9 protein-coding genes are annotated in these 12,209 nt (G+C 72.8%); 6 read left to right on the top strand and 3 right to left on the bottom strand.

Annotated elements, in window-relative coordinates:
- Positions 1 to 23 precede the first annotated feature (23 nt).
- A complete protein-coding gene (locus tag ACF1GV_RS03860) occupies positions 24 to 3,392 on the top strand; it encodes a BTAD domain-containing putative transcriptional regulator (protein ID WP_391677507.1) in 3,369 nt (1,122 codons plus the stop codon).
- A gap of 27 nt (positions 3,393 to 3,419) precedes the next feature.
- Here the strand turns inward: ACF1GV_RS03860 and ACF1GV_RS03865 are convergent, their stop codons facing one another.
- Together ACF1GV_RS03865 and ACF1GV_RS03870 are read right to left on the bottom strand one after the other, a co-directional pair.
- Positions 3,420 to 4,247, bottom strand: a complete 828-nt coding sequence (locus tag ACF1GV_RS03865; RefSeq protein ID WP_391677508.1) for an ABC transporter permease — start codon at positions 4,245 to 4,247, stop codon at positions 3,420 to 3,422.
- Positions 4,244 to 5,269: an ATP-binding cassette domain-containing protein gene (locus tag ACF1GV_RS03870; protein WP_391677510.1), complete on the bottom strand. Its 1,026-nt coding sequence runs from the start codon at positions 5,267 to 5,269 to the stop codon at positions 4,244 to 4,246. The genes ACF1GV_RS03865 and ACF1GV_RS03870 overlap by 4 nt, the downstream gene beginning before the upstream one ends.
- 150 nt (positions 5,270 to 5,419) lie before the next feature.
- Between ACF1GV_RS03870 and ACF1GV_RS03875 the strand changes: the two genes are divergently transcribed.
- The gene (locus ACF1GV_RS03875) at positions 5,420 to 5,836 is read left to right on the top strand and encodes an ester cyclase (RefSeq protein ID WP_391677513.1); all 417 of its coding nucleotides are present in this window, start codon (positions 5,420 to 5,422) and stop codon (positions 5,834 to 5,836) included.
- 347 nt (positions 5,837 to 6,183) lie between these two features.
- Here ACF1GV_RS03875 and panB read toward each other — a convergent pair whose 3' ends face one another.
- Positions 6,184 to 7,059 (bottom strand): 3-methyl-2-oxobutanoate hydroxymethyltransferase, encoded by an 876-nt coding sequence (panB, locus tag ACF1GV_RS03880; RefSeq protein ID WP_363267637.1) that lies wholly within the window; start codon positions 7,057 to 7,059, stop codon positions 6,184 to 6,186.
- 284 nt (positions 7,060 to 7,343) lie between these two features.
- Here panB and ACF1GV_RS03885 point away from each other — a divergent pair, with 284 nt between their 5' ends.
- The 4 genes from ACF1GV_RS03885 to ACF1GV_RS03900 all read left to right on the top strand — a co-directional run bounded on the left by ACF1GV_RS03885 (position 7,344) and on the right by ACF1GV_RS03900 (position 12,178).
- Entirely contained in the window at positions 7,344 to 8,933 is a 1,590-nt protein-coding gene (locus ACF1GV_RS03885) for an MFS transporter (protein WP_391677516.1), read from the top strand.
- A gap of 59 nt (positions 8,934 to 8,992) precedes the next feature.
- The gene (locus ACF1GV_RS03890) at positions 8,993 to 9,613 is read left to right on the top strand and encodes a TetR/AcrR family transcriptional regulator (protein WP_391677519.1); all 621 of its coding nucleotides are present in this window, start codon (positions 8,993 to 8,995) and stop codon (positions 9,611 to 9,613) included.
- 178 nt (positions 9,614 to 9,791) lie between these two features.
- Complete coding sequence (locus ACF1GV_RS03895) at positions 9,792 to 10,844, top strand: endonuclease/exonuclease/phosphatase family protein (protein WP_391677522.1); 1,053 nt, start codon at positions 9,792 to 9,794, stop codon at positions 10,842 to 10,844.
- 125 nt (positions 10,845 to 10,969) lie between these two features.
- Positions 10,970 to 12,178, top strand: coding sequence for an MFS transporter (locus tag ACF1GV_RS03900; RefSeq protein WP_391677524.1), 1,209 nt, complete (start codon positions 10,970 to 10,972; stop codon positions 12,176 to 12,178).
- Positions 12,179 to 12,209 lie beyond the last annotated feature (31 nt).

Raw genomic sequence — 12,209 nt, forward strand, 5'->3', positions numbered from 1 at the left:
GTGTCCCGGCGTCCCCCGACACAATGGCCCTTGTGCGCTACCGCATCCTCGGCACCACCCAGGTACTCCGCCCCGACGGCTCGGCCGTCGCACTCGGCGGGGCGCGGCTGCGCGCCCTGCTGACCGTGCTCGCCCTGCGGGCCGGCCGTACCGTGCCCGCGACGGTGCTCGTGGAGGAGGTGTGGGCCTGCGACGATCCTCCCGCCGACGCGCCCGGGGCGCTGCAGGCGCTGGTCGGGCGGCTGCGCCGGGCGCTCGGCGCGGCCGCCGTGGCCTCCGCCGACGGCGGCTACCGGCTCGCCGCCGGCCCCGACGACGTCGACCTGCACCGCTTCGAGCGGCTGGCCGCCGACGGACTGCGCGCCCTGGCCGACGGCGACCCCGCCAAGGCGGCCGCCCTGCTGGACGACGCCCTCGCCCTGTGGCAGGGGCCGGCCCTCGCCGACCTGCCCGACCGCACCGCCGAGGCGGCCCGCTGGGAGACCCGCCGCCTGGACGCGCGGCGCGCCCGGCTGACCGCCGCGCTCGCGCTCGGCGAGGCGGACCAGGCGCTGCCCGAGCTGACCGCGCTGTGCGACGCCCACCCCCTGGACGAACCGCTGCAGGCGCTGCGGCTGCGCGCCCTGCGCGACACCGGCCGCACCGCGCAGGCCCTCGCCGCCTACGACGAGATACGCCACCTGCTCGCCGACCGCCTCGGCTCCGACCCCGGCCCGGAACTGCGCGCCCTGCACGCCCGGCTGCTGAACCCCGACGACACGCAGGACGCCGTGCCCGGCCCGTCCGAGGTCCCACCGGCCCCCGCCGCCCAGGTCACACCCCCGACGGCCCCCTCTCCGCCCGGCACCGGCCCCGCCGCCTGCGCTCCGCAGCCCCCCGGCAACCTCCGCGCCCGGCTCACCTCCTTCGTCGGCCGGGAGACGGACATCGAGGCGATCCGCCAGGACCTCGGCACCGCCCGGCTGGTCACCCTCCTCGGGCCCGGCGGGGCCGGCAAGACACGCCTGTCGCAGGAGGCCGCCGAGAGCGTCCGGGAGGTCGCCCGTGACGGCGTGTGGCTCGCCGAACTCGCGCCCGTGGACGACCCCGGCGCCGTCCCCGAGGCCGTACTGACCGCCGTCGGCGCCCGTGAGACCGTGCTGCGCGGCGCCGGCGCCGAGGAGATGCGGGCCGTGGCCGAACGCCACGACGACCCCGTCGTCCGCCTCGCCGAGCACTGCGCCCGGCGCCGCATGCTGCTCATCCTCGACAACTGCGAACACGTCGTGGACGCCGCCGCCCGCCTCACCGAGGAGCTGCTGGCCCGCTGCCCGGAGCTGACGGTGCTGGCCACCAGCCGCGAACCCCTCGGCGTACCCGGTGAGGTACTGCGCCCCGTGGAGCCGCTGCCCGAGCCGGTCGCGCTGCGGCTGCTCGCCGACCGCGGCGCCGCCGCCCGCCCCGGCTTCCGGGTCGACGACGACGAGGAGACCGCGGCGGCCTGCGCGGAGATCTGCCGCCGCCTCGACGGCCTGCCGCTCGCCATCGAACTGGCCGCGGCCCGGCTGCGCATGCTGACTGCGCGCCAGATCGCCGACCGCCTCGACGACCGCTTCCGCCTGCTGACCTCCGGCAGCCGCACGGTCCTGCCCCGCCAGCAGACCCTGCGCGCGGTCGTCGACTGGTCCTGGGACCTGCTCGACGAGGACGAACGCGACGTCCTGCGGCGGCTGTCCGTCTTCGCGGGCGGCTGCGACCTGCCGGCCGCGGAGGCCGTGTGCGGCCCCGCCGCCTTCGACGCGCTCGCCTCCCTCGTCGACAAGTCCCTCGTCGTCGCCACCCCGACCGGCGAGGACGGCTCCATGCGCTACCGGCTGCTGGAGACGGTCGCCGAGTACGCCGCCGAACGCCTCGACGACTGCGGCGCCCGCGCCGGTGCCGAGCGCGCCCATCTGACGTACTACCGCGAACTCGCCCGCACCACCGACCCGCAGTTGCGCGGCCACGGGCAGCGCGCCGCGATCGAGCGCATCGAGCGGGAGTACGAGAACCTGCGCACCGCCCTGCGGCACGCCGTCGCCGCCCGCGACGAGCAGGAGGCGCTCTGCCTGGTGCTGTCGCTGTGCTGGTACTGGCAGATGCGCGACCTGCGCATCGAAACCCGCAACTGGGCCGCCGAGGTCATGGCCCTCGGCCCCGACCCGTTCACCGAGCCGGTGCGCCCCGCCGCCCCGCTGTGGGAACGCTGCACCGACGCGCCGCCCCCGATGACCGGCGAGGTGCTCGACGAGGCCCGCCGCGGCGTCCACCTGATCCATCTCGCCTGCATGGACACGGAGATGGACGCCTGGCAGACCCCGCAGGCCCAGGAGAAGCTGCGGATCGTCAGCCGCACCTACGCCCCGGGCCTGCCGCAGGCCTGCCGTCCGCCGGGCTACGTCTGGTTCTTCGCCGTGGTGCTGAGCGGCGACATCGACCGGATCCGCGTGATCGGCGACGCGGCCGTGAACACCTGCCGCACCCGGCCCGACTACGAGTGGGAGCTCGCCCTCTGCCTCCAGATGCGCGCCAACCTCCTGGCCAACCGCACCGACTGGGCCGGCGACGCCGCCGCCGACGCCGACGAGGCACTGGAGATCTTCCGCCGCCTCGGCGACGACTGGGGCGTCGCGGAGTCGCTGTCGGCGCGCGGCGAGGCCCACGAGCGCACGGGCGAGTACGCGGCCGCCGCCGCGGACTACGAGGCCGCCGCCGCCGTCGCCGAACGGCTCGGCGCCCGCGCCCAGCAGACCGTGCTCACCGCCCGGCTGGGCACGGCGTTGCTGGAGGCGGGCGATCCCGAGCGCGGCGAGGCGCTGCTGCGCGAGGTGGCCGACCGGCCGGAGGGCGCGGTCACCGAGGCCATGCCGGCCGCCCGACTCTTCCTCGCCGGCTGGCTCAGCATCACCGGCCGTACCGCCGAGGCCCGCGAGCTGATCAGACGGCTGCGGGAGGACTTCGGCCCGGCCTCCTTCTTCGTCTTCGACGGTTTCATCCGCACCCAGGAGGCCTGGCTCGACGTGGTCGACGGCCACCACGACGAGGGGCTGGCCAAGACCCGGCGGGCGCTGGCCCAGGCGAACGAGCCGCTGTCGCGCACGATCGTGCCGCACATGCGTGCCCTGTGCCTGGTCCTCGCCGCGGCCGCCCTGGCGGGCGCCGACGGCGGCGCCCGCGCCCGGGACGGCGCCCGCTGCCTGGGCGCGGCCGAGGCGCTGCTGCCGCCCGGCCATGTCTCCGGCTACGCCGAACGCGCCGCCCGCGACCGGGCCGAGGAGGCCGTGCGTGCCGCGCTCGGCGACGACGAGCAGTACGCCGCCGCATACGCCGAGGGCGCCGGCCTCTCCCCCGAGGAGGCCGTCGCCCTCGTCTGACGCGCACCGACGCCCGCGCATCCGGCGTCAGTTCTTGGTGCGGAACTTGTGGATGGCGACCGGGGCCATCACCGCGGTGATCGCCACCGACCAGGCCACCGTCACCCACAGGTCGTGGGCGACCGGGCCGCCGACCATCAGGCCACGGGCGGAGTCGGCGAGCGTGGACAGCGGGTTGTAGTCGGTGAAGGCCTGCAGCCAGCCCGGCATCGACTGCGTCGGCGCGAAGATCGACGAGCCGAACTGGAGCGGGAACAGCACCAGGAAGCCCATCGCCTGCACGGACTGCGCGTTCTTCAGCATCACGCCGAGCGTGAGGAAGACCCACATGATGGAGGAGGCGAACAGCGCGGACAGCCCGACCGCGGCGAACAGCCCCGGCCAGTTGGTGATGTCGAACCCGACCAGCACGGCGACGATCATCAGCACGGTGGTGGCGAAGAACATCCGCCCCAGCTCCACGGTGATCTTCGCGAACAGCACGGAACCGCGCCCGATGGGCAGCGTGCGGAACCGGTCCATGACACCGCTGTTGAAGTCCTGGCTGAAGCCGGTGCCGACGCCCTGCGACAGGGTCATGCTCATCATCGCGATCATGCCCGGGATGACGTACTGGACGTACTGGTCCTGGCCGCCGCCGAGCGACTGCCCGATGGAGCCGCCGAAGACGTACACGAAGAGCAGCGTGAAGACGACGGGCATCAGCAGCGCGTCGAACATCGACTCGGGGTCCTGCCGGATCCACAGCAGGTTGCGGCGGATGAGGGCGCCGGTGTGCCGCAGATGCCCGCGCAGCGGGATACGGGCGTCGGTCGCGGTGGCCGTGGTGATGGCGGTTGCGGTGGCGGCGCTCATACGGCGACCTCCTGGAGTTCGTCGGCGGGCGTGGCGTCCTGCGGGGCACTGGCGCGGTGGCCGGTGAGGGACAGGAACACCTCGTCCAGGCTGGGCAGTTCGGTGGTGATGGAGGACAGGGTGATGCCGCGCGCGGTGACCGCGCCGACCACGGCGGTCAGCTGCTCGTCGCTGAGGATCGGCACGAGCAGGGCACCGGCCTGGGTGTCCACGGTGGTGGTGGCGAGCCCGGTGATGCCCAGCTCGTCGAGCATCCGGGCCAGCGGCTGCAGCTCCTGCGGATCCAGCGGGCGGACCCGCAGCGTGCGCCCGCCGACCTTCGCCTTCAGCTCCTCGATGCCGCCGCCGGCGATGACCTTGCCGCGGTCCACGACGGTCAGCTCGGAGGCGAGCTGCTCGGCCTCCTCCATGTACTGCGTGGTCAGCAGTACGGTGACGCCGTCGCCGACCATCCGCTTGACCTCGTCCCACACCTCGTTGCGGGTGCGCGGGTCGAGCCCGGTGGTGGGCTCGTCCAGGTACAGCACCGCCGGGTGCCCGATCATGGAGGCGGCGAGGTCGAGCCGCCGCCGCATGCCGCCGGAGTACGTCCCCGCGGGCCGCTTGGCCGCCTCGGTGAGCGAGAACCGCTCCAGCAGCTCGTCGGCCCGGGCCCGCGCGTCCTTGCGGGACAGGTCGAGCAGCCGCCCGATCATGTACAGGTTCTCCCAGCCCGGCAGCTTCTCGTCCACCGAGGCGTACTGCCCGGTGAGCCCGATCACCCGCCGCAGCTGGCGAGGCTGCCGTACGACGTCGTAGCCGGCCACGAGGGCCTGCCCGGCGTCCGGGGCCAGCAGGGTGGACAGAATGCGCACGAGCGTGGTCTTCCCGGCGCCGTTCGGCCCGAGCACACCCATCACGGTGCCCTCGCGCACGTCCAGGTCGACGCCGTCCAGCGCCTTGGTCTCGCCGTAGTGCTTGACCAGCCCCCGCACGGTGACGGCGCTGCCCGCGCCGCCGGGGTTGTTGTCGATTCGCGTCATGCCCACGACGTTGTCAGCCCCCACCGACAAACCGCCGACACCCGGCCGACAGCCCACCGGCAGCGCCGACATCCCGCCGACATGTCACAGACCGGGGCGCTGAGACGTCATAAGGGTGCGGACACCGACGGACGAGCCAAGGACACGCACATGACCGACACGACGGCCTTCAGCCGGATGCATGACGCCGTGAACAGCGGCGACCTCGAACTGATCGAGAAGACCATCGACGAGGTCTGCGACCCCGGCCTCGTCTTCCACGCACCGGTGCCGACGGGGGTGAGCGGGGTGCAGGCGCTCAAGCAGGTGTGGCGGGTGCTCCTGCCCGCCTTCCCCGACCTGCACGTCGAGATCCAGGACGTGATCACGCAGGGGGACAAGGCCGTCTATCGCAACACCGTGACGGGCACCCATCTCGGCGACTACCGAAACCTGACGCCGACCGGCAGGCCCGTCCGCTACGACGAGATCTTCGTCGTACGCCAGTCCGGCGGCCGCATCACCGAGATCTGGGGCGTCGTCGACGTCTTGGCGCAACTGCGCCAGCTTGGCGCGGTTGAGGTGTGAGGGAGGATCGGGGGGCCGGGGCAGGGGCCGGGGGACCGATCGGGCGGGCGCTGGGCGCGGCGGAGCCGGTGGCAGGGGTCGGACGGGGGTGCAGGGCGTGCAGGGGGTGCCGGCGTGCTGGGGGCGGAGCCCCTTGACGGCGTCTCTTGGCGTACCGAGACGGTCGGGTGGGTGGGAACCCCTCCGGGTCCAGGACCAGAGCCCCCTGGGACGGTCACCGCAGCAACCCAGCCGCACAAGCCGCGCAGCACACGGCCCCGCCGGCGGGGGAAACCGGCGGGGCCGATCGGCGTTGGCTTCAGTGGACGACGCTCACAGTGGCCGCCGCCCCCGAAGGACGCAGTCCGTCAGTGGACGGAGTGCTCCTCCAGCGGAAACGCGCCGCCCACCACATCGTCGGCGAACGCCTTCACCGCGTCGCCCATCACGGACCGCAGATCGGCGTACTGCTTGACGAACTTCGGGACCCGCCCGCCGGTCAGCCCGAGCATGTCGGTCCACACCAGCACCTGCGCGTCCGTCTCCGGCCCCGCCCCGATGCCGACCGTCGGGATGTGCAGCACCCGGGTCACCTCGGCGGCCAGCTCGGCCGGCACCAGCTCCAGCACGACGGCGAACGCGCCCGCGTCCTGCACGGCCTTGGCGTCCCGCAGCAGCTGCTGCGCGGCCTCCTCACCGCGCCCCTGCACGCGGTAACCCATGGCGTTCACCGACTGCGGGGTCAGCCCGATGTGGGCCATCACCGGGATGCCGGACTCCACCAGCAGGCGGATCTGCTCGTGGGAACGCTCGCCGCCCTCCAGCTTCACGGCGCCGACCCCGGCCTCCTTCACCAGCCGGGTCGCCGAGCGCAGCGCCTGCACCGGCCCCTCCTGGTAGGACCCGAACGGCAGGTCCCCGACGATCAGCGCACGCCGGGTGCCGCGGACGACGGCCGCGGACAGCATGGTCATCTGGTCGAGCGTGACGGGTACGGTCGTGTCGTACCCGAGGTGGCAGTTGCCCGCCGAGTCACCGACGAGCAGCACAGGGATCCCGGCCTCGTCGAAGACGGACGCGGTCATCGCGTCGTACGCGGTCAGCATGGGCCACTTCTCGCCCCGCTCCTTGGCGGCGGCGATGTCCCGGACGGTGATGCGGCGGTTGGACTTGCCCCCGTACAGCGCCTTGCTGCCGTCGGAGGGACCGCTCTGCGCGTTCGAGGCAGCCGAAAGCTGCGTCATGGCACGGCTCCTTACGTCATCTCGAGGCGCCCTGACGGCGTCCCCGGACCGCCTCCATGGTGGCACCTCGTGCCAGACACGGCTAGGCCCTGTCGTTCGGATCACTCGGGCACCGCGGGGCCCGGAAGTACCGGACCTCATAGCCGGCCCGATCCGAACGACAGGTCCAGGGGGCCCCGCCACGGACCGCGTCACCCACCCCGGCAAGGCACCCGACGTAAGGAGGCGGTAAAAACACTTTCGATACGACACGGTGCCGTATCGAAAATGATTACGCTCGCTCCATGACCACTCCCGCCGCTTCCGCCCCCCGGATACCCGAAGCCGTGCACCGGCGTCGCTGGGCGATCCTCGGGGTCCTGATGCTCAGCCTGCTGATCGTCGTCCTGGACAACTCCATCCTGAACGTCGCGATCAAGACCATCTCCACCCCGGCCCCGACCGGCCTCGGCGCCACCCAGAGCGAGCTGGAGTGGGCGATCAACGCCTACACCCTCGTCTTCGCCGGCCTGCTGTTCACCGCCGGCCTGCTCGGCGACCGCCTCGGCCGCAAGAAGGTGCTGCTCGGCGGGCTCGCGGTGTTCGGCATCGGCTCGGCGCTGGCCGCCGAGTCCGGCTCGCCGACGCAGCTGATCGCGTTCCGCGCGGTGATGGGCCTCGGCGCGGCCTTCGTGATGCCCGCCACCCTCGCCGTACTGATGAACGTCTTCGAGCGCGAGGAGCAGCCGAAGGCCATCGGCATCTGGGCGGGCGGCGTCGGCCTGGCCATCGCCATCGGCCCGATCACCGGCGGCGTCCTGCTCGACCACTTCTGGTGGGGCTCGGTCTTCCTGGTCAACGTGCCCATCGTGCTGCTCGCCCTGGCGCTGATGCTGTGGCTGGTGCCCGACTCCCGCGACCCGAGCCCCGGCCGTGTCGACCCCGTCGGCGTGGTGCTCTCCGTCGTGGGCCTGGTCCTGCTGGTCTACGGCATCATCAAGGGCGGCCAGCTCGCCGACTTCACCGACCCCACGGTGCTCGCGTCCATCGGCGCCGGTGTGCTCGTCCTCGCCGCGTTCGTCGTGTTCGAAAAGCGCAGCGACCACCCGTCCATCGACGTCACCTACTTCAAGAACAAGGTCTTCTCCGCCGCCATCGGCGCGATAGCGCTGGTCTTCTTCGCGCTGATGGGCGTGACGTTCTTCTCGGTCTTCTACACCCAGAGCGTGCGCGGCTACACCCCGCTGCAGACCGGCCTGCTGATGCTGCCCCTCGCCGCAGCCCAGATGATCTTCGCGCCGCGCGCCCGGCTGGTCGTCGACCGCTTCGGCAACAGGGCCACCACCACGGCCGGCATGATCGTGATCGCCGCGATGCTGGCGGCGTTCGCGACGCTCGAGGCCGACACCCCGATCTGGCTGCTGGAAGTCATCTTCTTCCTGATGGGCACCGGCATGGCGCACATCATGACCCCGGTCAGCGTCGTCATCATGCAGGCCCTGCCGCGCGAGAAGGCCGGCTCCGCGTCCGCGCTGAGCAACACCTTCCGCCAGGTCGGCGGCGCCCTCGGCATCGCCGTCCTCGGCTCGGTGCTCTCCGCGGCCTACCGCAACGGCATCGAGGGCAAGCTCGGCGCGCTGCCCGCCGGTCTGCGCGACGTCGCGGGCGAGTCCATCGAGGCCACCCTCGGTGTCGCCGCCAAGCTGGGCCCGCGCGGCAAGGGCCTCGTCGCCCCGGCCAACGACGCCTTCCTGCACGCCATGCACGTCACCGCCCTGTGCGGCGCCGCCGTGGCCGTCGTCGGCGCGGTCGTCGTCGCGGTGTTCCTGCCGGGCCGTCCGACGCAGGGTCAGCGCGGCCAGGACGAGCCGGAATTGGTCGCGGCCGCGGAGTAGCGCTGCCCGGCCGAGGGAGAATTCCCGCAGGCCGGGAACGGACGAAGGGACGGGACGACGTGAGTCTTGCCGACAGCCGCAGCGAGGCCCCGGCCCGGGGCCGGCCCCGCAGCGAGGCCGTGGAGCGCGCCATCCTCGAGGGAGCGATGAAACTCCTGGAGGAGGGCGTGCCGCTGGCCGAGCTGTCCATCGAGCGCATCGCGCGCACCGCGGGCGTCGGCAAGGCCACCATCTACCGCCGCTGGAGCGGCAAGGAGGAACTGTTCGTCGACGTCATCCGGGCCGCCGAACCGCCGGACCCGGAGCTGCCCGGCACGTCGATGCGCGACGACCTGATCGCCCTGCTGGAGTCGCTGCGGCAGCGCGCCCTGGCCAGCCGCTCCTCGGCCCTGCTGCACAACGCGCACGTGCAGATGAAGTCCAGCCCCCGCATCTGGGCGGCCTATCACGCCAATGTCATCGTGCCCCGGCGCAACCTCGGCCTGGAGGTGCTGCGCCGCGGCCGGCAGCGCGGTGAGATCCGCGCCGACGTGGACCTGGAACTGGCCAACGACATGTTCGTCGGCCCCATCCTCATCCGCACCCTGCTGCGCCCCGAGGCGGACCTGCCCGAGGGGCTGGCCGAGAGGATCGTCGACGCGGTCATGGAAGGACTACGCCCCGTCAGTTCCCAGCCGTAATGTGCATGTTTCGTCACAACCACCGCGCCCGGGGGGCGCAGACGGAACTCCACGCGCCACCCCATTCGTCCTCGTGCCCGTACGGCCGTCCGAGACGGCAGGGACAGAGCCGATCATCCCCTAGGGTCGTAGAGGCGCGGGGGACGACGGTGTGCACGGCAGGTAGTGAGGCGACGGTATGGCGCAGCAGGCATACGTGACGGAGACGGCCGACGGTGGCGCGGGGGACCAGCGCCCGGGAACCCGGATCCGGCGCGTTGCGGCCCGCTGGCTGCGGTCGTGGCGCGGGGACAGAAACATCTGGCGGCGCGGGCTCCTCCTCGCGGCGGTCGCGGTGGCCCTCGCCCTCGTGATGCTGATCCACTCCCGCATCCCGAACACCTTCGGCAACCTGGGCAGCCTCACCGAGACGTTTCTGCCCTGGCTGGGTGTGCTGATCCCGCTCCTCGTCGTGGGTGCCCTGGTCCGCCGCTCGGCGACCGCCCTGATCGCTGTGGTGCTGCCCGCGATCGTGTGGCTGAACCTGTTCGGCGGGCTGCTGAGCGACAAGAGCGGCAGCGGCGGCGACCTGATGGTGGCCACCCACAACGTCAACGCCGACAACCCCGACCCCTCGGGTACCGCCCGTGAGGTCGCCGCGTCCGGCGCGGACATGGTCGCCCTGGAGGAGATCAAGGCGTCCGCGGTCCCCACGTACGAACGAGCGCTGGCGGCCACCTATCCGCACCACGCGGTCGTGGGCACGGTGGGCCTGTGGAGCAAGTACCCGATGTCCGGCGTCGAGGCCGTGGACATCCGGCTGGGCTGGAAGCGGGCGATGCGCGCCACGGTCGCCACCCCCGAGGGCCCGGTCGCGGTCTACGTCGCCCACCTGCCGTCGGTGCGGGTGAAGGCGGCCGCCGGCTTCACGGCCCGGCAGCGCGACAAGAGCGCCGACGCCCTCGGCGAGGCCATCGCCGGCGAGAAGCTGCCCCGGGTGATCCTGCTCGGCGACCTCAACGGCACCATGAACGACCGCGCCCTGAACGCGGTCACCTCCCAGATGCGCTCCACGCAGGGCGCGGCCGGTGACGGCTTCGGCTTCAGCTGGCCGGCGTCGTTCCCGATGGCCCGGATCGACCAGATCATGGTCAAGGGTGTCGAGCCGGAGCGTTCCTGGACCCTGCCGGCCACGTCCAGCGACCACCTCCCGGTCGCCGCCCGTGTGAAGGTGACCACACCGGAGGCGTAAAACCGCAGGTCGCAGCAGGGCCGTAACCCGGGCGCCACCTGGCGGAATACTCCGCCTGAGAGACTTTGTTCCGAATGGAAACATAGAGAGTTTCCGAACGCCCCCAAAGTCTCGAAAGGTACTTCATGCCCCTGGCCCTGCTCGCCCTCGCCGTGGGCGCCTTCGGCATCGGTACGACCGAGTTCGTGATGATGGGGCTGCTGCCCGACGTCGCGGACGACCTGCACATCTCGATCCCGGCCGCCGGCCACCTGGTCTCGGCGTACGCCCTGGGTGTGGTCATCGGCGCCCCGCTCCTCGCGGCGCTCACGGCGCGCATGTCCCGCCGTACGGTGCTGATCGCGCTGATGGTCCTGTTCGTCGTGGGCAACGCGCTCTCCGCGTTCGCCCCCACCAATGCCACCCTGCTGGCCGCCCGCTTCCTCAGCGGCCTCCCGCACGGCGCCTTCTTCGGTGTGGGAGCCGTGGTCGCCACGACCATGGTGGCGCCGGAACGCAAGGCCCGCTCGGTCTCCCTGATGTTCCTCGGCCTGACGGTCGCCAACATCGCGGGCGTCCCGGTGGCCACCCTGGTCGGCCAGCACCTCGGCTGGCGGGCCGCGTTCCTCGGCGTCAGCGTGATCGGCCTGGCGGCGATCGCGTCCCTCGCCGCGCTGATCCCGCACGACCACACCCACGCGTCCGCCACGGGCCTGCGCGGCGAACTGGCCGCCCTGCGCTCCCTGCCGGTGTGGCTGGCCCTGGGCACCACGGTCGCCGGCTTCGGCGCGCTGTTCGCGGCCTACAGCTACATCACGCCCATGCTCACCGGCGCCGCCGGTTACGCCGACGCCAGCGTGACCGTCCTGCTGGCCCTGTTCGGCGTGGGAGCGACGATCGGCAACCTGCTGGGCGGACGCCTGGCGGACCACTCGCTGCGCGGCACCCTCTTCGGCGGCCTGGTGTCACTGGCCGCGGTCCTGGCCCTGTTCCCCCTGCTGATGCACACGCAGATCACCGCGGCCCTCGCCGTGGCCCTCCTGGGCACGGCGGCGTTCGTCACGGGCTCCCCGCTGCAGCTGATGGTGATGGAGAAGGCGTCCGCGGCCCCGTCCCTGGCCTCCTCCGCCAACCAGGCGGCGTTCAACCTGGCCAACGCGGGCGGCGCCTGGATCGGCGGCCTGGCCCTGGCCGCGGGCTTCGGCGCGACGTCCCCGGCGCTGGCCGGCGCCCTGCTGGCCGTGCTCGGTCTGGGCGTTGCGGCGATCGCCTACGCGGTGGACCGCAGGTCCCCGCACGCGGGCCGCGTGGTGGCGACGCACGTCCCGCACGAGGCGCCCACCCTGCACCACTGACGACGAAGGGGGCGCCCGAAGGCGCCCCCGG

This window comes from Streptomyces sp. NPDC014006, from assembly GCF_043088925.1.
Classification (GTDB): Bacteria; Actinomycetota; Actinomycetes; order Streptomycetales; family Streptomycetaceae; genus Streptomyces.

Bases quoted from the DNA above. Each gene is read 5' to 3' on its own strand.
- ACF1GV_RS03860 (WP_391677507.1), top strand. From the start codon at position 24: ATGGCCCTTGTGCGCTACCGCATCCTCGGCACCACCCAGGTACTCCGC.
- ACF1GV_RS03865 (WP_391677508.1), bottom strand. From the start codon at position 4,247: ATGAGCGCCGCCACCGCAACCGCCATCACCACGGCCACCGCGACCGAC.
- ACF1GV_RS03870 (WP_391677510.1), bottom strand. From the start codon at position 5,269: ATGACGCGAATCGACAACAACCCCGGCGGCGCGGGCAGCGCCGTCACC.
- ACF1GV_RS03875 (WP_391677513.1), top strand. From the start codon at position 5,420: ATGACCGACACGACGGCCTTCAGCCGGATGCATGACGCCGTGAACAGC.
- panB (WP_363267637.1), bottom strand. From the start codon at position 7,059: ATGACGCAGCTTTCGGCTGCCTCGAACGCGCAGAGCGGTCCCTCCGAC.
- ACF1GV_RS03885 (WP_391677516.1), top strand. From the start codon at position 7,344: ATGACCACTCCCGCCGCTTCCGCCCCCCGGATACCCGAAGCCGTGCAC.
- ACF1GV_RS03895 (WP_391677522.1), top strand. From the start codon at position 9,792: ATGGCGCAGCAGGCATACGTGACGGAGACGGCCGACGGTGGCGCGGGG.
- ACF1GV_RS03900 (WP_391677524.1), top strand. From the start codon at position 10,970: ATGCCCCTGGCCCTGCTCGCCCTCGCCGTGGGCGCCTTCGGCATCGGT.